At 70.0% G+C, this 20,777-nt stretch carries 16 protein-coding genes and 1 pseudogene; 11 read left to right on the forward strand and 6 right to left on the reverse strand.

The features are described 5' to 3' along the window. The first annotated feature begins 308 nt into the window (after window positions 1-308). Window positions 309-1,134 (forward strand): annotated as a pseudogene (locus tag ADK36_RS43365) (HAD family hydrolase). Window positions 1,135-1,562: 428 nt separating this feature from the next. Here ADK36_RS43365 and ADK36_RS43370 read toward each other — a convergent pair. Then, on the reverse strand, window positions 1,563-2,387 hold the full coding sequence (locus tag ADK36_RS43370) for a hypothetical protein (RefSeq protein WP_048587252.1): 825 nt from the start codon (window positions 2,385-2,387) through the stop codon (window positions 1,563-1,565). Window positions 2,388-2,488: 101 nt separating this feature from the next. On the opposite strand from ADK36_RS43370, the gene ADK36_RS43375 reads away from it, so the two are divergent. Further along, complete coding sequence (locus ADK36_RS43375) at window positions 2,489-3,499, forward strand: ATP-binding protein (RefSeq protein WP_053201530.1); 1,011 nt, start codon at window positions 2,489-2,491, stop codon at window positions 3,497-3,499. Here ADK36_RS43375 and ADK36_RS43380 read toward each other — a convergent pair. Then, window positions 3,489-4,760, reverse strand: coding sequence for a lipoprotein (locus ADK36_RS43380; RefSeq protein ID WP_048587256.1), 1,272 nt, complete (start codon window positions 4,758-4,760; stop codon window positions 3,489-3,491). The two genes, ADK36_RS43375 and ADK36_RS43380, sit on opposite strands and share 11 nt — an antisense overlap. Window positions 4,761-5,131: 371 nt before the next feature. Here ADK36_RS43380 and ADK36_RS43385 point away from each other — a divergent pair, with 371 nt between their 5' ends. From ADK36_RS43385 to ADK36_RS50855, 6 genes are all read left to right on the forward strand, one after another. After that, the gene (locus ADK36_RS43385) at window positions 5,132-7,729 is read left to right on the forward strand and encodes a SulP family inorganic anion transporter (RefSeq protein WP_053201532.1); all 2,598 of its coding nucleotides are present in this window, start codon (window positions 5,132-5,134) and stop codon (window positions 7,727-7,729) included. 355 nt (window positions 7,730-8,084) lie between these two features. Next, a complete protein-coding gene (gene acs / locus ADK36_RS43390; protein ID WP_053201534.1) occupies window positions 8,085-10,043 on the forward strand; it encodes an acetate--CoA ligase in 1,959 nt (652 codons plus the stop codon). 245 nt (window positions 10,044-10,288) lie between these two features. Further along, on the forward strand, window positions 10,289-11,734 hold the full coding sequence (gene nhaA / locus ADK36_RS43395) for a Na+/H+ antiporter NhaA (protein WP_053201537.1): 1,446 nt from the start codon (window positions 10,289-10,291) through the stop codon (window positions 11,732-11,734). Window positions 11,735-11,811: 77 nt separating this feature from the next. Then, window positions 11,812-12,315, forward strand: coding sequence for a phage holin family protein (locus ADK36_RS43400; RefSeq protein ID WP_048587444.1), 504 nt, complete (start codon window positions 11,812-11,814; stop codon window positions 12,313-12,315). Then, window positions 12,312-13,262: an alpha/beta fold hydrolase gene (locus ADK36_RS43405; RefSeq protein ID WP_048587445.1), complete on the forward strand. Its 951-nt coding sequence runs from the start codon at window positions 12,312-12,314 to the stop codon at window positions 13,260-13,262. Before ADK36_RS43400 ends, ADK36_RS43405 begins: the two co-directional genes overlap by 4 nt. Window positions 13,263-13,389: 127 nt before the next feature. Next, complete coding sequence (locus ADK36_RS50855; protein ID WP_078916826.1) at window positions 13,390-13,572, forward strand: hypothetical protein; 183 nt, start codon at window positions 13,390-13,392, stop codon at window positions 13,570-13,572. Between the two features lie 52 nt (window positions 13,573-13,624). Here the strand turns inward: ADK36_RS50855 and ADK36_RS43410 are convergent, their stop codons facing one another. The 3 genes from ADK36_RS43410 to nth form a co-directional block, all read right to left on the reverse strand. Then, entirely contained in the window at window positions 13,625-14,824 is a 1,200-nt protein-coding gene (locus ADK36_RS43410) for a MarP family serine protease (protein WP_053201539.1), read from the reverse strand. Between the two features lie 96 nt (window positions 14,825-14,920). Beyond that, entirely contained in the window at window positions 14,921-15,616 is a 696-nt protein-coding gene (locus tag ADK36_RS43415; protein WP_048587447.1) for an NUDIX hydrolase, read from the reverse strand. Window positions 15,617-15,721: 105 nt separating this feature from the next. Next, the gene (gene nth, locus ADK36_RS43420) at window positions 15,722-16,750 is read right to left on the reverse strand and encodes an endonuclease III (protein WP_078942562.1); all 1,029 of its coding nucleotides are present in this window, start codon (window positions 16,748-16,750) and stop codon (window positions 15,722-15,724) included. 341 nt (window positions 16,751-17,091) lie between these two features. On the opposite strand from nth, the gene ADK36_RS43425 reads away from it, so the two are divergent. The 3 genes from ADK36_RS43425 to ADK36_RS43435 all read left to right on the forward strand — a co-directional run bounded on the left by ADK36_RS43425 (window position 17,092) and on the right by ADK36_RS43435 (window position 19,875). Beyond that, complete coding sequence (locus tag ADK36_RS43425; RefSeq protein ID WP_030046018.1) at window positions 17,092-17,766, forward strand: Crp/Fnr family transcriptional regulator; 675 nt, start codon at window positions 17,092-17,094, stop codon at window positions 17,764-17,766. A gap of 356 nt (window positions 17,767-18,122) precedes the next feature. Then, window positions 18,123-18,995, forward strand: a complete 873-nt coding sequence (locus ADK36_RS43430; protein ID WP_053201544.1) for an NUDIX hydrolase — start codon at window positions 18,123-18,125, stop codon at window positions 18,993-18,995. A gap of 49 nt (window positions 18,996-19,044) precedes the next feature. Then, window positions 19,045-19,875: an MBL fold metallo-hydrolase gene (locus tag ADK36_RS43435; RefSeq protein ID WP_048585627.1), complete on the forward strand. Its 831-nt coding sequence runs from the start codon at window positions 19,045-19,047 to the stop codon at window positions 19,873-19,875. Window positions 19,876-19,926: 51 nt separating this feature from the next. On the opposite strand, the gene ADK36_RS43440 is transcribed toward ADK36_RS43435, so the two are convergent. Then, the gene (locus ADK36_RS43440) at window positions 19,927-20,748 is read right to left on the reverse strand and encodes a nucleotidyltransferase domain-containing protein (protein WP_048585626.1); all 822 of its coding nucleotides are present in this window, start codon (window positions 20,746-20,748) and stop codon (window positions 19,927-19,929) included. Window positions 20,749-20,777: the final 29 nt, after the last annotated feature.

Consider the following 20,777-nt stretch of genomic DNA (forward strand, 5'->3'; position numbering starts at 1 on the left):
CGACCCCTGTGCGACTTCCGCAGAGCAGCGCGACAGCTACACACAGTGACGAATCATGGGCATGCCGAACGGGCGCCCACAGACGCCTCACTTCGGCCCTGTGGCCGCGCTGAAAAGCGGAAAACCCACCCGGACATGCGACGACCCCCGCCGGGGGGGAGAGCGGGGGTCGTCTCCACGGCCGACTCGGGGGGGGAGGAGTCGGACCGGGTTAGCACGGTCGCGAACGATCCGTGACTTCCATGGTGTACCCGAGAGCCCTCTCAGGCAAACCCACGCGCCCACCTTACGCCGAATGGGCTGCGCCTATGCTCAGGGTCGTGGAAAACCACTCCTTGCCCCGCACAGCGGCCTTCTTTGACCTGGACAAGACGGTCATTGCGAAGTCGAGCACGCTCACGGTCGTTCTACCAAGGCGGTCTGATCAACCGTCGGGCCGCCTTGCGAACCGCATATGCCCAGTTCGTCTTCCGCCTGGGTGGTATGGACCATGACCAGATGGAGCGCACACGCGAGTACCTCTCCGCGCTCGTCCGCGGCTGGAACGTCCAGCAGGTCAAGGAGATCGTCGCCGAGACGCTGCACGACCTGATCGACCCGATCATCTACGACGAGGCCGCCTCCCTCATCGAGGAGCACCACACCGCGGGTCGCGACGTGGTGATCGTGTCCACGTCGGGCGCCGAGGTGGTCGAGCCGATCGGCGAGTTGCTCGGCGCCGACCGTGTGGTGGCCACGCGCATGGTGGTGGGCGACGACGGCTGCTTCACCGGGGAGGTGGAGTACTACGCGTACGGCCCCACGAAGGCCGAGGCGATCAAGGAGCTGGCCGAGTCCGAGGGCTACGACCTCTCCCGCTGCTACGCCTACAGCGATTCCGCCACCGACCTGCCGATGCTTCAGTCCGTCGGCCACCCGCACGCCGTGAACCCCGACCGCGCGCTGCGTCGCGAGGCGCTCGCGCGCGGGTGGCCGATTCTCGACTTCCATCGCCCCGTTCGGCTCAAGCAGCGGCTTCCGTCCTTCTCCGTACCGCCGCGCCCCGCCCTTGTCGCGGCCGCGGCCATAGGAGCCGCGGCCGCCACCGCGGGCCTCGTCTGGTACGCCAGCCGACGCCGTTCCGCGCTCGCCTGAACCGCACTTCCCGAGTTCCGCGCGCCTCGTTCGACACACCGGAGTCCGTTTGCCTCCGTTTTGCGAGCAAAAGTAAAGAACTGCAGCCAGACCTTCCGCTTGGTTGGGTCCTGGAGTACAAAGGACTCAACGGCCCGCGAGACCAAGGACATCCGAGAGGATCACCTTTAATACGCATTTGGCCCCACGGACCGAGCATGAACACTGGGCACCCACGCGACGTCGACCCGTCGATTACGGGCCAGCCGCACCAGGTGACGGGCAAAGTTCCCGACCTGATGGGCAACATATCGAGGACGCTTGGTAACCCGGTGAACATGCCAGCGGCGGTACGAATCCTCGTACCGCCGCAACTCTTACGAGCCCCTGCTCTTATGAGCCCCCACGCGGGGCTTTTCGCGTTTTACGACACCCCACGCACGCGTGCTTTACGCCGCGCCACGCTGCAGCGCCTCACAGACTGCCGTCGACTCGCGTGCCCCGAGCTCGACCGCCTTGCCGCAGTGGGCGATCCAGGCGGCCATGCCGTCGGGGGTGCCGGAGACGTAGCCGTCGAACGCCGCCAGATAGGCCGCGCGACCCAGTTCCGCGTGGCCGACCTCGGCCGGGCAGACGGACTTCGGGTCAAGGCCGCTGCCGACCAGGACGATGCGTTCGGCCGTGCGCGCGATCAGGCCGTTGTGGGAGGTGAAGGGCCGCAGCGCGAGGAGTTCACCGTGCACGACGGCGGCCGTCACCAGCGCGGGCGCCGAACCGCCGGCGATGATCAGCTCCGAAAGCCCCTCCAGCCGGCCATGCGCCTCCGCCGCGCTCGGCAGCGGCAGCTCGACCAGCGGCTCGTCGACGGGCTCGCCCCCCTGCCGCGGACGTCCGACCCGGTCGTCGTCGCTCGCGGCGGCCACCAGGTGCAGCCGGGCCAGCACCCGAAGCGGCGACTGCCGCCAGATGGACAGCAGTTGCCCCGCCTCAGCCGTCAGCCGCAGGGACGCGCCCATGACGCGCGCCTCGTCGTCACCGCTGAAGTCGGTACGCCGACGCACCTCTTCGAGCGCCCAGTCGGCCCCGGACAGCGCCGCGGAGCCACGGGCTCCGCGCAGGGCCGCCTCGGAGGTGATCTCGTTGCTGCGACGCCGCATGATCCGGTGCCCGTACGTGCGGTCCACAGCCTTGCGCACGGACTCCACGGACTCCGGCACTCCGGGCAGTGAACCGAGGGCCGCGAGCGGATCGGCGGCCGCGCCTGTCGTACTCATGAGTACGACACTACGCACCCCGGGCCCGCACCCCACGATCGAGTGGCCTTCTTCACGCACACCTGCCACGTACAGCTATCACGCGACTACCCTTCGTGAACATGAAAATTGCTTTCGTCGGGAAGGGCGGCAGCGGCAAGACGACCCTGTCATCCCTGTTCATCCGCCATCTCGCCGCCGCCGGTGCGCCCGTCGTCGCCGTCGACGCCGACATCAACCAGCACCTGGGAGCCGCCCTCGGCCTCGACGAGGCGGAGGCCGCCGCGCTGCCCGCGATGGGCGAGCGGCTGTCGCTGATCAAGGACTGCCTGCGCGGATCCAACCCGCGGATCGACTCCGCCCGGACGATGATCAAGACGACGCCCCCCGGCGAGGGGTCGCGGCTGCTGCGGGTGCGCGAGAACAATCCGGTGTACGACGCCTGCGCCCGACCGGTGGAACTCGACGGCGGCGCCGTCCGTTTGATGGTCACCGGCCCTTTCACGGACTCCGATCTGGGGGTCGCCTGCTACCACTCCAAGACAGGGGCGGTGGAGCTGTTCCTGAACCACCTGGTGGACGGCCCCGACGAATACGTCGTGGTCGACATGACGGCGGGCTCGGACTCCTTCGCCTCGGGCATGTTCACCCGCTTCGACATCACGTTCCTCGTAGCCGAGCCGACCCGGAAGGGGGTCTCCGTCTACCGCCAGTACAGGGAGTACGCCCGCGACTTCGGCGTCATCCTGAAGGTCGTCGGCAACAAGGTGCAGGGCCAGGACGACCTCGACTTCCTCCGCGCCGAGGTCGGGGACGACCTGTTGGTGACCATCGGGCACTCGGACTGGGTGCGCTCCATGGAGAAGGGCCGCCCGCCCCGGTTCGAGTTCCTGGAGGATGCCAACCAGCTCGCCCTGCGCCGGCTGCGCACGGCCGTGGACGCCACCCACGAGCTGCGGGACTGGGAGCGTTACACCCGCCAGATGGTGCACTTCCACCTGAAGAACGCCCAGTCCTGGGGCAACGAGCGCACCGGGGCCGACCTGGCTGCGCAGATCGACCCCGGGTTCGTCCTCGGCGAGAGCGCCCTCGGCCTCACCGAGGCCAACTCCCGCCTGACTCCTACTGCTTGAATGCCGGCGCCCCGGGCACTCCCTTCGGAGCCGGGGCCGGGCGTCCCGACAGGAAGGACGCCCAGCCCTGCTTCGGGGCCTCGCCGACCTCCAGAGTGCGCAGTTTCTTCAAGGTCGCCGGGTCCTGGGCGTCCAGCCAGTCGGCGAGCTGACGGAAGGAGACGCAGCGCACGTCCGGCTTGTTGCACACAGCCTCGACGACGTCCTCGACGGCGCGCATATAGGTGCCGCCGTTCCAGGACTCGAAGTGGTTGCCGATGATCAGGGGCGCACGGTTGCCGTCATAAGCCCGGTAGAAGCCCTTGAGTAGACCGTCCCGCATCTGGTCGCCCCAGAAGTCGTGTTTGGCGGGATCGCCCTGGGTCGTGGTGCCCGACTGGTTGACCATGAAGTTGTAGTCCATGGTGAGTTGCTCGTAGGAGTGCCCCGGGAAGGGCACCAGCTGCATGGACAGGTCCCACAGTCCCGCCTTCTTGGTGGGCCAGACCTGATTGTTGACACCGCTGGAGTCATAGCGGAAGCCCAGCTCACGCGCGGCCTTGATGAAGTTCTTGCGGCCCTCCAGACAGGGCGTGCGGGCGCCGATGAGTTCCTTGTCGTAGTCGAATGGCAGGGGGGCCGCCCGCGTCATGCCGGTGGTGGTCTTCCAGGACTTCACGAACTTCTTCGCCTGGGTGATCTCGTCCTTCCATTCCTCCACCGACCATTCGCCGACCCCGCCGCCGCTGCCGCAGAAGTGGCCGTTGAAGTGGGTGCCGATCTCGTTGCCTTCGAGCCACGCGAGACGTAGCTGTTTCACGGTGGCGGCGATGCCCTCCTCGTCGTTGAAGCCGATGTCGGAGCGGCCCGGGGAGTGCTGGGGCGGCCGGTACAGATCGCGTCTGTGGTTCGGCAGCATGTACACGCCGCTGAGGAAGTACGTCATCGTCGCGTTGTTCGCCTTGGCGACCGCGCGGAAGTGGGAGAACAGCTTCTGGCTGTCCTCGCCGGCGCCGTCCCAGGAGAACACCACGAACTGCGGCGGCTTCTGACCGGGCTTCAATCGCTCGGGTCTGGGCAGATGCGGCTGCGCTCCGGTGTACGCGGTGGAACCGTCGCCGATCAGACGCACAACGCTCTGCGGCGCGGGTGCCGCCGGCTTCGCCTTCGGTGGTCCGGGCGCCCCCTCCCGGGCATCGTCGCCGGTCGAGCAACCGGCGAGCGATGCGGCACAGACCGCGGCGATCGCGGTGCCCGCAGCGATCCTGTGCGCCGGTGCGATCCGCTGCGTCGCGGCGGCCCCGTGTGTCACGGCGACCGTGCGGGGGGCGGCGTTCCTGCGGGTGGCGGCCATGTCCGTCCACCTTCTTCCTTCTCTCGGGTGCCGACAGCGCCGCCAAGGTCGCACGGGACAGAGAGGGAATTAGTACGACAAGCCGACTAATCGGCCACTTCACCCTTCAGGGGGATTTATTAGTCCATTTGCTCGGAAAAACTATTCCCGCCCTTTACTCTGCATTACGGTCTGTTTACCGACTGTTGATGCATCCCGCCGCTGCATGCCGTGACCACACGGCCGCGACCCGACCCCTCGCCAGAGAGCGGGGGACCACCAGATCCGCGACCGCGCTGCCCCGGAGGAGACGGGAAAACATGTCAGCCTTCGTTCCCACCCGCGCCGATGAACCGAGTCGAGAGAAGCGCATCCACGAACCCCACAGCCCACCGCCGACCCGGTCCCGCCGACCCCGCGTCGAGGGCGCCGATCTGTCGGCCTCGATCGCGGTCTTCCTGATCGCACTCCCGCTGTCCCTGGGCATTGCCCTCGCCACCGGCGCCCCCCTCCAGGCCGGCCTCGTCGCGGCCGCCGTCGGAGGACTCGTCGTCGGCTACCTCGGCGGCACCCCGCTCCAGGTCAGCGGCCCCGCCGCCGGCCTCACGGTCGTCACCGCCGAACTCATCCAGCAGTACGGATGGCGTACGACCTGCGCCATCACCGTCCTCGCGGGCATCGCCCAACTCGGCCTCGGCTTCGTGCGCGTGGCACGCAGCGCGCTCGCCGTCAGCCCCGCCATCGTGCACGGCATGCTCGCCGGCATCGGCGTCACCATCGCCGTGGCCCAGCTGCACATCGTCCTCGGCGGCACCCCGCACAGCTCGGTGCTCGACAACATGCGCGGCCTGCCCGCCCAGTTGGCCGGAGTGCACTCGGCCGCTCTGTCGGTGAGCGCGCTGACCCTGGCCCTGCTGCTGGTCTGGCCCCGGCTGCCCGGCCGCGCCGGCCGACTCCTGCGCAAGGTGCCGGCCCCGCTCGTCGCCGTCGCCGGAGCCAGTACGACCGCGTCCCTCACCGGACTCAGCCTGCCCAAGGTCGACCTGCCGTCGTGGAGCAGCCACGCACTGGCCGCTTTCCCCGAGGGCCCGGTGCTCGGCCTCGTCGCCGCGGTGCTCACCATCACGCTGGTGTGCAGCGTGCAGTCGCTGCTGGGTGCGGTCGCCGTGGACAAGCTGGTCGCCACCCGACCCGAGGTGTCCGCCCGCGTCGGACGCTCCGACCTGGACCGTGAGCTGCTCGGGCAGGGCGCCGCCAACGTCGTCTCCGGCGTGCTCGGCGGGCTGCCCGTCGCCGGGGTGGCCGTACGCAGTTCCGCGAATGTTCAAGCCGGTGCCGTCAGCCGGAACTCCACGATGCTGCACGGCGTTCTCGTAGTAGTCGCCGCGCTGCTGATGGTCCCGATCCTGGAGCTCATCCCGCTCGCCTCACTCGCCGCCCTGGTGATGGCCGTCGGCATCCAGATGGTGTCCCTGCACCACATCCGCACGGTGACCCGCCACCGAGAAGTGCTGGTCTACGCCATCACGACCCTCGGCGTGGTGTTCTTCGGCGTCCTGGAGGGCGTGACGCTGGGGATCGCCATGGCCGTCGCCGTCGCCCTGCACCGCCTCACCCGCACCCGGATCACGCATGACGAGAAGGAAGGAGTCCATCACGTACGCGTACGAGGGCAGCTGACATTCCTCGCGGTACCGCGGCTCAGCCGGGCCCTGCATCTCGTACCCCAAGGCGCCCACGCCGTCGTGGAGTTGGACGGGTCGTTCATGGACCACGCGGCGTACGAGTCACTGCAGGACTGGCAGAACACGCAGACCGCGCACGGCGGGACCGTCGAGCTGATCGGCCGCAGGTCCGGGGTCCGGATCGGCGAGCCGACAGGACCGGTCGGCCTTCATCTCGACTCGGGGACGGCCATGGCCGATACGGCCGACTGCCGTTGCCACCCCTGGACGCCCTGGCGCAATCACCAGTGCGAGATCCCGGAGTCCGTCGCATCCGGCGACGGTCGCCCCGGGGAAACGCGTGCGCCCGGATCCGACAGCACCGCCCGGGCCAACACCCCCGGTGCCAACGACGCCTGCGGCAGCACCGGTGAGCTCGACCCGGCCGACCGAACCTCCGGCTCGGGCGGTTCCGGTGGTGCCGACGACACCACCGCCACCGAAGGCCCCGCCGAGTCCGGCCGACTCGGTGAGAGCTCGGCCGACGGGGCAGGCGGGACGGACGGGAGCCGGCCGAGCACGCATCAACTGGCCCGGGGCATCAGCGCGTTTCAGCGCAATACGGCGCCCCTGGTGCGGGGTGAGCTGGCACGGCTGGCACGTGAGGGACAGCAGCCTTCCCAGCTGTTCCTCACCTGCGCGGACTCACGGGTGGTCACGTCGATGATCACCTCCAGCGGCCCCGGCGACCTGTTCGTGGTGCGCAACGTGGGCAACCTCGTTCCGCTGCCCGGCCAGGAGAGCGGGGACGACTCGGTGGCCGCCGCGATCGAATACGCGGTGGACGTCCTGGAGGTGCGGTCCATCACGGTGTGCGGGCACTCCGGATGCGGAGCCATGCAGGCGCTGCTCAGCTCCGAGCCGGACGACCCGCAGACCCCGCTGAGAAGGTGGCTGCGGCATGGGCAGCCGAGCCTGGAGCGGCTGTCCGACGAGAGCCGGCCGTGGGCCAGACTCGCCGGGCGCGCACCGGCCGACGCGGTCGAGCAGCTCTGCCTGACCAATGTCGTCCAGCAGTTGGAGCATCTGCGCGCCCACGAGTCGGTGGGCCGGGCTCTGCGGGAAGGGATGCTGGAGCTGCACGGGATGTACTTCCACGTGGGCGAGGCGCAGGCGTATCTGCTCGCCGAGGAGCGCGGGGAGAGTGAGGACGACGTGTTCGACCACGTGGGGGTGGCGAATCTGTCGGCATGACGCCGGGAAGGTGAGCGCGGCCCCGTTCGGCGCGGGGCCGCGTTTCCTGTGGGAACCGCGCTCCCTCGGAGCCGCGCTCCCTTCGGAGCCGCCTTCCTCTGGGGGCCGGCTTCCCTTGGGTGGTGTCTCACCTGGCCCGGGTCTGAATGTGAAAGGGATTACAGACCTGAACCGCGTCCGTCCGGCGTCCGTGGGAACGGATGACCCCGGCGCCGAAAAGCACCTCCGGGCCACCCCCGGCCCCAACCCCGCCGACAGGTCTAAACCAATTTTCCGTCGACCCTTGTCATCGGGCCCCCGGGTCTGATGAGCTGTGGCCTGGGACACAACGGACACCCTGGGAAAGGGAGATGTCGTGAGCAACGAAAGCCTGGCCAACCTGTTGCGCGAGGAGCGCAGGTTCGCGCCGCCCGCCGACCTGGCCGCGAACGCCAACGTCACCGCGGAGGCGTATGAGCAGGCCAAGGCTGACAGGCTCGGCTTCTGGGCCGAGCAGGCCCGTCGGCTGACCTGGGCCAAGGAGCCGACGGAGACACTGGACTGGTCGAACCCGCCGTTCGCGAAGTGGTTCAAGGACGGCGAGCTCAACGTCGCGTACAACTGCGTGGACCGGCATGTGGAGGCCGGCCTCGGCGAGCGGGTCGCCATCCACTTCGAGGGCGAGCCCGGCGACAGCCGCGCGATCACCTACGCCGAGCTGAAGGACGAGGTCTCCAAGGCCGCCAACGCCCTGCTGGAGCTGGGGGTTCAGAAGGGCGACCGGGTCGCCGTCTACATGCCGATGATCCCCGAGACGGCCGTCGCGATGCTGGCCTGCGCCCGCATCGGCGCCGCGCACTCCGTCGTCTTCGGCGGCTTCTCGGCGGACGCCCTCGCCACCCGGATCCAGGACGCGGACGCCAAGGTCGTCATCACCTCCGACGGCGGCTACCGGCGCGGCAAGCCCTCCGCGCTCAAGCCGGCCGTCGACGAGGCGGTCGGCAAGGTGGACAACGTCGAGCACGTCCTCGTCGTACGGCGCACCGGCCAGGACGTCGCCTGGGACGACAGCCGGGACGTCTGGTGGCACGAGATCGTCGAGCGGCAGTCCGCCGAGCACACCCCCGAGGCCTTCAACGCCGAGCAGCCGCTCTTCATCCTCTACACGTCGGGCACGACGGGTAAGCCGAAGGGCATCCTGCACACCTCCGGCGGCTACCTCACCCAGACCGCCTACACCCACCACGCCGTCTTCGACCTCAAGCCGGAGACGGACGTGTACTGGTGCACCGCCGACGTCGGCTGGGTCACCGGCCACTCGTACATCGTGTACGGGCCGCTGGCGAACGGCGCGACGCAGGTCATGTACGAGGGCACGCCGGACACCCCGCACCAGGGCCGCTTCTGGGAGATCGTGCAGAAGTACGGGGTGACGATCCTGTACACGGCGCCGACCGCCATCCGTACGTTCATGAAGTGGGGCGACGACATCCCCGCGAAGTTCGACCTCAGCAGCCTGCGGGTGCTGGGTTCCGTGGGTGAGCCGATCAACCCCGAGGCGTGGATCTGGTACCGCAAGCACATCGGCGCCGACAGCACCCCGATCGTGGACACCTGGTGGCAGACCGAGACCGGCGCGATGATGATCTCGCCGCTGCCGGGTGTCACCGCGACCAAGCCCGGTTCGGCCCAGACGCCGCTGCCCGGCATCGCCGCCACCGTCGTCGACGACGAGGCGAACGAGGTGCCCAACGGCGGTGGTGGCTACCTGGTGCTGACCGAGCCGTGGCCGTCGATGCTGCGCACGATCTGGGGCGACGACCAGCGCTTCCTCGACACGTACTGGTCGCGCTTCGAGGGCAAGTACTTCGCCGGTGACGGGGCGAAGAAGGACGACGACGGGGACGTCTGGCTCCTCGGGCGCGTCGACGACGTCATGCTCGTGTCGGGCCACAACATCTCCACCACGGAGGTCGAGTCCGCCCTCGTCTCCCACCCCTCGGTCGCCGAGGCGGCCGTCGTCGGTGCCGCCGACGAGACCACCGGGCAGGCGATCGTCGCCTTCGTGATCCTGCGCGGCACGGCGAACGCCGAGGACGAAGGCCTGGTCAACGACCTGCGCAACCACGTCGGCGCCACCCTCGGCCCGATCGCCAAGCCGAAGCGGATCCTGCCGGTGGCCGAGCTGCCCAAGACCCGCTCCGGCAAGATCATGCGCCGTCTGCTGCGCGACGTCGCCGAGAACCGGCAGCTCGGGGATGTGACGACGCTGACCGACTCGACCGTCATGGACCTCATCCAGGCGAAGCTCCCGGCGGCGCCGAGCGAGGACTGAGCACGGCCGATGGCCGAGCACGACTGAGCACGGCTGACGACCGAGTACGGCACCGAGGGCACCCGGCGACAAGCGCGCCGGGTGCCCTTCGCATGCGTACGGTCGGTACGTACCGTGGAGATCGACGGATGCACCTCCGCGCACCCTTAGGTAAACTAACCAAAAAGCACTCTCAACCTCAGGTGCGCCGGGAAGTCTGGTCGGCAATGTGCTCTGTCCTGCCCACCGACCGGAGGTCTCCCCCCGTGGCCGCGCCCCGCACCCCCACCCCCGCCCCCGCCCGCAAGGTCTTCGGACGGCTGTCCCTCCCCGAGCGGAACTTCGTCGCGGAGGCGCTGCGCACCGAGACCGTCGGTGGGGTGCTGCTGCTCGTCGCCGCGATCACCGCGCTGGTCTGGGCGAACGTCCCCGCACTGCACGACAGCTACGAGAGCGTGGGCCACTACCACCTCGGCCCCGAGGCCCTCGGCCTGAACCTGTCCGTCGAGCACTGGGCCGCCGACGGGCTGCTCGCGATCTTCTTCTTCGTCGCCGGCATCGAGCTCAAACGTGAGCTGGTGGCCGGTGACCTCAAGGACCCCAAGGCAGCCGTACTGCCGGTCGTCGCCGCGCTCTGCGGAATGGCGGTGCCCGCGCTCGTCTACACGCTGACCAACGTCGCCGGGCACGGCTCGCCGGCGGGCTGGGCGGTCCCGACCGCCACGGACATCGCCTTCGCGCTCGCCGTGCTCGCCGTCATCGGCACCTCCCTGCCGAGCGCCCTGCGCGCCTTCCTGCTCACCCTCGCCGTTGTGGACGACCTGTTCGCGATCCTGATCATCGCGATCTTCTTCACGTCACAGATCAACTTCGCCGCGCTCGGCGCAGCCGTCGTCGGCCTCGCCGTCTTCTGGGTGCTGCTGAGGAAGGGCGTACGCGGGTGGTACGTGTACGTCCCGCTCGCCCTGGTCATCTGGGGGCTGATGTACAACAGCGGCATTCACGCCACCATCGCGGGCGTGGCGATGGGCCTGATGCTGCGCTGCACCCGGCGCGAGGACGAGGAGTACTCGCCCGGCGAGCGCATCGAGCATCTCGTACGCCCCCTGTCGGCGGGGCTGGCCGTGCCGCTGTTCGCGCTGTTCAGCGCCGGCGTGGCCGTCTCCGGCGGGGCGCTCGGCGATGTCTTCACCCAGCCGGAGACGCTCGGGGTCGTCCTCGGGCTGGTCGTCGGCAAGACGGTCGGCATCTTCGGCGGCACCTGGCTGACGGCACGTTTCACCAGGGCCTCGCTCAGCGACGACCTGGAGTGGGCCGACGTGTTCGCCGTCGCGGCCCTCGCCGGGATCGGCTTCACCGTCTCGCTGCTCATCGGCGAGCTCGCCTTCGTGGGCGACGCCGCGCTGACCGACGAGGTCAAGGCGGCCGTACTCATGGGCTCGCTCACCGCGGCAATCCTGGCGACGGTCCTGCTGAAGATACGGAACGCCAAGTACCGCCGGTTGTGGGAGGCCGAGGAGCGCGACGAGGATGCGGACGGCATTCCGGACATCTACGAAGAGGACGAGCCGGAGTACCACCTGCGGATGGCCGCCATCTACGACCGCAAGGCCGCCGAGCACCGCCGGATCGCCGAGGAGAAGGCCGCCGCACGCCACACGCTTGCCGAAGTGGCGGGCGGGGCAGGCGAGGAGGAGCATCGTCGGGCATGATCTGACGGGACGGTACAAAAGACGGAACCGTACGCAGTCAGGCAGAAGACGGAACCGTATCTACGAGGGAGACCGCGATGAGCGCACCCGACGGCAGCCCGGTCGGCGCCGAACGCAGCATCGGCCAGCTGTTCGCGTCGGCGACGACCGAGATGTCGGCGCTGGTGCACGACGAGATCGCACTGGCGAAGGCTCAGCTCAAGCAGGACGTCAAGCGCGGCGCGACGAGCGGCGGCGCCTTCACGGTGGCCGGCGCGGTGCTGGTGTTCTCCCTGCCGATGCTGAACTTCGCCCTCGCGTACGGGATTCGGACCTGGAGCGACTGGAACCTCGCGATCTGCTTCCTGCTGTCCTTCGCGGCGAACGTCCTCATCGCCCTCGTTCTCGTCCTGGTCGGGGTCGTCTTCGCGAAGAAGGCCAAGAAGAGCAAGGGCCCGCAGAAGGTCGCCGCGTCGGTGAAGGAGACGGCGGGCGTCCTCCAGAAGGCCAAGCCGCATCCGCGTCCGGCCCCCGCGACGACACCGGAGCTGGAGGACCGGGCGCCCGCGGCCATCGAGGCTGTGGCACGCTCGTCGTCATGACGGATCCCGCCACCCCCTCGGCGCAACCTGCCTCGGTCGTACGACTGGACGTCCCCGGCGGGAAAGAGGTGACGCACAGGGACGTGGCCGCCAATGGCGCGCGCTTCCACATCGCGGAGATGGGCGACGGACCGCTGGTGCTGCTCCTGCACGGCTTCCCACAGTTCTGGTGGACGTGGCGGCACCAGCTCGTCGCCCTCTCCGACGCCGGCTTCCGGGCCGTGGCGATGGACCTCAGGGGCGTGGGCGGCAGCGACCGCACACCGCGCGGTTACGACCCGGCCAACCTCGCCCTCGACATCACCGGCGTGATCCGCTCGCTCGGCGAGCCCGACGCCGCGCTGGTCGGTCACGATTTGGGGGGATATCTGGCGTGGACGGCAGCCGTGATGCGCCCCAAGCTGGTCCGCCGGCTCGCGGTCGCGTCCATGCCGCACCCCCGGCGCTGGCGCTCGGCGATGCTCTCGGACGTCAAGCAGACGAATGCGAGCTCCTACATCTGGGGATTCCAGCGGCCCTGGATTCCCGAACGTCAGCTGACCGCCGACGACGGGGCGCTCGTCGCACGGCTGATCCGGGACTGGTCGGGCCCGCGCCTGCCCGACGACGAGGCGGTGGAGACGTACCGCCGTGCGATCTGCATCCCGTCGACGGCGCACTGCTCCATCGAGCCGTACCGCTGGATGGTGCGCTCGCTGGCCCGCCCCGACGGCATCCAGTTCAACCGGCGCATGAAGCGGCCGGTACGTGTGCCGACCCTCCACCTGCATGGCTCCCTCGACCCCGTGATGCGCACCCGGAGCGCGGCAGGTTCGGGCGAGTACGTCGAAGCGCCGTACCGCTGGCGGCTGTTCGACGGGCTCGGGCACTTCCCGCATGAGGAAGACCCGGTCGCTTTCTCCACCGAGCTGATCAATTGGCTGAAAGATCCCGAACCCGATCGGTGACCGCGCCGACGCGCCCGGTATCCGGATCTGAACACGTGTACTACGAACAGCCAATTGCCTGGCGCATAGGCCAATTGGGGGCCCTGGGGGCGGTTATCGACCTTGGGGCGGGGGCAGACGTCGGGGTATGGGCTGGACGCACGACTACAGTGACGCAGCACGCAATCGACGCTCGGCCGGAGGGCTGAGCTCCCACCAGCGAGGCAGCGCCCCGCAGATGGCGGGCTCGGACCTGAGGGTGGGCATTCCGCGCATTCTGCGCCGCCGGGCCCGCTGGGTCTCGGTACGCCTGCGCCACCCGCGCGGCTGACCCAGGCCCTGCCGTTTGGATCATCCCGGCGTCGCCGGGCCTGGACCGACCGTCAGAGCGCGCAGCTGTCGCTGTCCACCTGCTGGTTGGCGGTACGCCCCTTGACGATGTCCTCCTGGATCTCGTCCGCGGTGAGCGCGTAGCCGGTGTCGGCGTCATCGAGGGACTTGGCGAAGACCACGCCGTACACCTTGCCCTCGGGCGTGAGCAGCGGGCCGCCGGAGTTGCCCTGGCGGACGGTCGCGAACAACGAGTAGACGTCACGGCGCACCGTGCCCCGGTGGTAGATGTCGGGGCCGTTGGCCGGCAGTCGCCCGCGCACGCGCGCGGCACGCACGTCGTACGCCCCGTTCTCCGGGAAGCCCGCGATGATCGCGCTGTCGCCGCTCTGGGCGTCGGTGGCCGTGAACTGGAGTACGGGCGCGTCCAGGTCAGGCACGTCGAGCACGGCGATGTCGCGCTCCCAGTCATAGAGGACGACCGTCGCGTCGTATCTCTTGCCCTCGCCCCCTATCTGGACGGTGGGTTCGTCGACGCCGCCCACGACATGCGCGTTGGTCATGACGCGGCGGTCGGCGAAGACGAAGCCGGTGCCCTCCAGGACCTTGCCGCAACTCGGCGCGGTGCCCATCACCTTGACGATGGATCGCTGGGCGCGGGTGGCCACCGGGCTGTTGGCCAGGGCGGGGTCGGGCGGCTGGACCTCGTTGATCGGCTCGTTCGCGAACGGGCTGAAGACCTGCGGGAAGCCGTTCTGCGCCAGCACGGAGGAGAAGTCCGCGAACCAGGTGTCCGCCTGGTCGGGCAACGCCCGCGAGACACCCAGCAGCACCTTGGAGTTACGGACTTCCTTGCCGAGCGTCGGCAGCGTCGTCCCGGCGAGGGCGGAGCCGATCAGCCAGGCCACGAGGAGCATCGCGACGACGTTGACGAGGGCGCCGCCGGTGGCGTCCAGGGCGCGGGCCGGGGACCAGGTGATGTACCGGCGCAGCTTGTTGCCGAGGTGGGTGGTCAGGGCCTGGCCGACGGAGGCGCAGACAATGACGACGACGACCGCTACGACGGCGGCGGTGGTGCTCACCTCGGCGTTGTCGGTCAGCGCGTCCCAGATGACCGGGAGGAGGTACACGGCCACGAGACCGCCACCGAGGAAGCCGATCACCGACAGGATGCCGACGACGAAGCCCTGGCGATAGCCCACGATCGCGAACCACACGGCGGCGACCAGCAACAGGATGTCCAGCACGTTCACCGCTTCAGGCCTCGCCTCTTCACTCTCCGGTCCCACCAGCTCGGCCGGGGGTCCAGGGGTTGACCCCCGGGAAAACACAGCACGGCAGACACCCTGTCATGACCGCCAGTCGAGCGGGACCTGCTTGTGGCGGTCCCAAGGCCGCTCCCAGCCCGAGAAATGGAGCAGGCGGTCGATGATCCCGGCGGTGAAACCCCACACCAGTGCCGATTCGACCAGAAATGCCGGACCTCGGTGGCCGCTGGGGTGGACGGTCGTGGCCCGGTTGTCCGGATTCGTGAGATCCGCCACGGGGACGGTGAAGACGCGGGCCGTCTCGTTCGGATCGACGACGTCGACCGGGCTCGGCTCGCGCCACCAGCCCAGCACGGGCGTGACGACGAACCCGCTGACCGGGATGTACAGCCTGGGCAGAACGCCGAAGAGCTGGACACCGCTCGGGTCGAGCCCGGTCTCCTCCTCGGCCTCGCGGAGAGCGGCCCGCAGCGGCCCGTCGGCCTGCGGGTCACCGTCCTCGGGGTCGAGGGCGCCGCCCGGGAACGAAGGCTGGCCGGCATGGGAGCGCAGCGAGCTGGCCCGCTCCATCAGCAGCAGCTCGGGCCCGCACTCACCCTCCCCGAAGAGGATCAGTACGGCGGACTGCCGCCCCGCGCCGTTCTCCGGCGGCAGGAACCGGCTCAGCTGCACCGGCTCGACCGTCTCGACGACCCGCACCACCGGGTCCAGCCAGCCCGGCAGCCCGTCCTTGCTCAGCATCACCGGCCCGTCCTGCGTATCACTCGCCCGCGTCATCGCCACCCCCGTCGTCCTGCCCAGTCCAACGCCCGACGGCACCTAGATCGTTCCGGCCGTCCCGTACGACCGTACGGCGACGCCCTGCTCCACCCGTCTCGCCGGTCATCCGGCCGCCCCCAGCGGCGGGGCGGGCTTGCCGCCGGCGTCCAGATAGGACTGCGGGGGGTTGAGACGCTGGCCCGGGAAGCCGCCCTTCTCGTACTTCAGGAGCTTCCTCGCCTTCTCCGGGTCCGTCTCGCCCTCGCCGTACGCCGGGCAGAGCGGCGCTATGGGGCAGGCACCGCACGCGGGCTTGCGGGCGTGGCAGATGCGGCGGCCGTGCCAGATCACATGGTGCGAGAGATCCGTCCAGTCACTCTTCGGGAACAGCGCGCCGATCTCGGCCTCGATCTTGTCGGGGTCCGTCTGCTCGGTCCACTGCCAGCGCCGCACCAGCCGCTGGAAGTGCGTGTCCACGGTGATGCCGGGGCGGCCGAAGGCGTTGCCGAGCACCACGAAGGCCGTCTTACGACCGACGCCGGGCAGCTTGACCAGGTCTTCGAGCCGACCGGGGACCTCGCCGCCGTGGTTCTCCACCAGCGCTTTCGACAGACCCATGACGGACTTGGTCTTGGCCCGGAAAAAACCGCACGGACGGAGGATCTCCTCGACCTCCTCCGGATTCGCGACGGCGAGATCCTCGGGCGTGGGGTACTTGGCGAAGAGCGCGGGCGTCGTCTGGTTGACGCGCAGGTCGGTGGTCTGGGCGGACAGAACCGTGGCGACCAGCAGCTGGAACGAGTTGACGAAGTCCAGTTCGGGGTGGGCGTAGGGGTAGATCTCGGCGAGTTCACGGTTAATACGCCGGGCACGACGCACGAGCCCGGTACGGGACTCGGCCGCAACCCCCTTCGCACTCGCCGCTCTAACAGAAGAGGCGCCCTTGACCACGGCGGTGGCCCGCTCAAGGACGACGTCGGGTTTCTTGGCGTTCACCTTCTTGGTGGTCGCCTTCTTCGCAGACGCGGCCTTCTTCACCGGCGCGGCCCTCTTCCTGGCCGCCGACTTCTTCACCGCCGCCGCCTCGCTCACGCCCGCCGCCTCGTCCACCCCCGAGGCCTCGTTCGCCGCCGCTTTCTCGCCACCTGCCATCACTTCACCCGCCGCCTTGTTGCCCCTTTTGTCGCTTTCTTTCCGCCGCCAGGACCCTGTTCGCCCACAGCGGAATAACGACGTACAACCACCCGCCCAGCCCCCTTGGCCTGTGCTCTCACCGGCGATTTGGACACCCGGCCAGCCTAGAGCCCGGCAGTGACATCCGCCCTGACCCCTGAAGATCAGCCCCCAATTGGACCCCTGCCGCTTACCTCGGGACACCTGTGCGGCATCCTTGTGACAGATCACACTGTTTGGACCGTCCGGCAAAATGGGGAGCACGGTCCCCTGGTACGTAGGGGAAAGATCCCCTGAGCAGGTCGACAAGGAGAGAACTCGTGGACGACCCTCTGCGGCGCAACCCGCTCTTCGCGGCTCTCGACGACGAGCAGTCCGCGGAACTGCGCGCCTCCATGAGTGAGGTGACCCTCGCCCGTGGCGACTCCCTGTTCCACGAGGGCGACCCGGGCGACCGGCTCTATGTCGTCACCGAGGGCAAGGTCAAGCTCCACCGCACGTCCCCCGACGGCCGCGAGAACATGCTCGCCGTCGTCGGCCCCGGCGAGCTGATCGGCGAGCTGTCCCTCTTCGACCCGGGCCCGCGCACGGCGACCGCCACCGCGCTGACCGAGGTCAAGCTGCTGGGCCTGGGCCACGGCGACCTCCAGCCCTGGCTGAACGCGCGCCCCGAGGTGGCCACCGCGCTGCTGCGCGCCGTCGCCCGCCGCCTGCGCCGCACCAACGACGCGATGTCCGACCTCGTCTTCTCGGACGTCCCCGGCCGCGTGGCCCGCGCCCTCCTGGACCTCTCCCGCCGCTTCGGCGTGCAGTCCGAAGAGGGCATCCACGTCGTGCACGACCTGACGCAGGAAGAGCTGGCCCAGCTGGTCGGCGCATCGCGCGAGACGGTCAACAAGGCCCTGGCCGACTTCGCACAGCGCGGATGGCTTCGCCTGGAGGCCCGCGCGGTCATCCTGCTGGACGTCGAGCGCCTGGCCAAGCGCTCACGCTAGCCGTACGCGACCGGGCCCCACCTCACCACGAGGCGGGGCCCGGTCGCGTTTGGTCCTCCACCCCCACGGCGCGGCAGCCGCGTACGGCGGCGAGGGGACGTGTCGGGGGGCGTCCGCCCGCAGAGTCCGGTGTCAAGAAACAGGACCTCCTGGCAGTACGCCAGCGCACCGGACCGAGGACGGACACCCCCCGACACGGCCCCGCCCCACAACGCACCCGCACCCCCACCCAACCCGCACAGGCGCCGCAGGCACAGCCGCGAACCCCCACCACACCGGCACCAGCCCGCCGCAGGCACCCCCCACCGCCCCGGCCACCCCTCGAACATCCGCACACCAGGAGATAGCCTCCGCCCATGGCAAACGGGCAGTGGTACCCACCGGAGTGGCCGGACCGCATCCGTGCGCTCGCGGACGGGAGTCTCACCCCCGTCGTCCCGAAGCGCGCGGCCACCGTCATGCTGCTCAGGGACGCCGACGCCGAAGCCAGTCCCGCCGTGCACATGCTGCGCCGCCGGGCGTCCATGGCCTTCGCGGGTGGGGCATACGCCTACCCCGGCGGCGGCGTCGACCCGCGCGACGAGCATCCGATCCGCTGGGCGGGCCCCACGCGCGCGTGGTGGGCACAGCGGCTCGGGGTCGACGAGGCGGCGGCTCAGGCGATCGTCTGTGCGGCCGTGCGGGAGACGTACGAGGAGGCGGGTGTCCTGCTCGCCGGGCCCACCGACGACTCCGTCGTCGGCGACACCACCGGCGAGGACTGGGAGGCGGACCGCGCGGCCCTGGTCGCCCGGGACGTCTCCTTCGCCGAGTTCCTCGACCGCCGCGGCCTGGTCCTCCGCTCCGACCTCCTCGGCGCCTGGACCCGCTGGATCACCCCGGAGTTCGAACCCCGCCGCTACGACACATGGTTCTTCGTCGCCGCTCTCCCGGAGGGCCAGCGCACCCGCAACGCCTCCACCGAAGCCGACCGCACGGTGTGGATCCGCCCCGCGGAAGCCGCCGCCTCGTACGACAAGGGCGAGCTGCTGATGATGCCGCCGACCATCGCGACGCTGCGTCAGCTGATCCCGTACGACACCGCCGCGCACGCCCTCGCCGCCGCCCACGACCGCGACCTCACGCCCGTCCTGGCGCGGGCCCGCCTGGAGGACGGCGAGATCGTGCTGTCCTGGCCCGGTCACGACGAGTTCACCAAACACATCCCGACCGGCGGAGCCCCCGCATGACCGTGCCCGCACCGCCCGCACCGCCCCCAGCTCCGGAAGGCCCCCTCGTATGACGGACGCAGCCGCCCTCCCCGGCCAGCCGCGAGGCGGGGTTCTCTCCGGCCCCGCCACCCCCCGCGCCGTCAACGTCCTCGCGCCCAACCCCTCCGCGATGACCCTGGACGGCACCAACACCTGGCTCCTCTCCGAGCCCGACTCCGACCTGGCCGTCGTCGTCGACCCGGGCCCCCTGGACGAGGGACACCTGCGCAACGTCGTCGCGACGGCCGAGAAGTCCGGCAAGCGCATCGCCCTGACCCTGCTCACGCACGGCCACCCGGACCACGCCGAGGGCGCCGTACGCTTCGCCGAACTGACCGGCACACGCGTGCGTGCCCTCGACCCGGCGTTGCGACTCGGCGACGAGGGACTGGCCGCCGGGGACGTGGTGAGCGTCGGCGGGCTGGAACTGCGCGTCGTCCCGACGCCGGGCCACACCGCCGACTCGCTCTCCTTCCACCTCCCGGCCGACCGCGCAGTCGTGACCGGCGACACGATCCTGGGCCGCGGCACGACGGTCGTGGCGCACCCCGACGGCCGCCTGGGCGACTACCTGGACTCGCTGCGGCGCCTCAGGTCCCTCACGGTCGACGACGGCGTACACACCGTCCTCCCGGGCCACGGCCCCGTCCTGGAGGACGCCCAGGGCGCCGTCGAGTTCTACCTCGCCCACCGCGCCCACCGCCTCGCCCAGGTCGAGACGGCCGTCGAGGACGGCTACGGCACCCCCGCCGAGGTCGTCGCCCACGTGTACGCGGACGTGGACCGCTCCCTGTGGCCGGCGGCAGAGCTGTCGGTACGGGCGCAGCTGGACTATCTGGAGGAGCACGGCCTCATCTAGCGAGCGGCCGAACCACCGCGCGTCACCTGAAAGCCCCCTCGCTGGGCCCCCTCACAGGGGCCGCGGCGCTTTGACGCCGTGCACGCGCGCGTACTCCTGCGCGAGCCACGGCCCGAGATCATCGACGTAGGACCGGAGTACACCCGCGTCGCCCGTGGGCTCGTACCCGAGCACGGCCGCCGTCCGCATCGACTCGGCCCGCACCGGGTAGTACGCCCCGAAGGCTTCCGCCATCTCCCTCAGGTCACTGGTCCACCCGCTCCAGCGAGGCATGACGAGCGTGAACCCCGTACGCACCAGATGCCGCGACATGAACCGCACGAGCGGCCTCCGCGCGTCCTCGCTGTCATCGACCCCGGCGATCCGCTCCCGCCATCGGGGCAGCAGGAGGCCGAGATCGCCGTTGGTCTCGCGCGCGAGCAGCGCGTCGGGCCGGTAGCGCGGCAGACACTCGGCGAGATCGTCCCCGAGAAGGGGCGTACACAGGCAGGCGACGAACCACCCCAGGTCGTGGGTCTCCAGATCGCTCAGCAGCCGCCTGCGGCTGTACAGCAGCGTCCCGGCCCCGTCGATCTGCGCGAACTCGGTGTCCAGCCCCTCGTCGAGCACGCGCGCGTCCGCCCGGTCCGCCTCGGTCGGCTCCTCGCACAGGGCGACCAGCACATCCAGGTCGCTGCGCCCCACGCGCGCGGTGCCGCGCGGAACGGACCCATAGAGGTAGGCGCTGTGCAGCCGCGCCCCGAACACATCGAGCAGGCGGTGCCGCGCGGCGGCGACGACGGGCCGGAACGGACGGGGAACCCGCCCGAGGGACCCTTCGCGCGCGATGTACCCCTGGGCGTCGAGCCCTCTGTGGAGAACGGTTTCGGCCATGGGGCCACTGTGCCCTGATACGCAGCCCG

The organism is Streptomyces viridochromogenes (assembly GCF_001270495.1).
In the GTDB taxonomy this organism is placed as follows: Bacteria; Actinomycetota; Actinomycetes; order Streptomycetales; family Streptomycetaceae; genus Streptomyces; species Streptomyces viridochromogenes_A.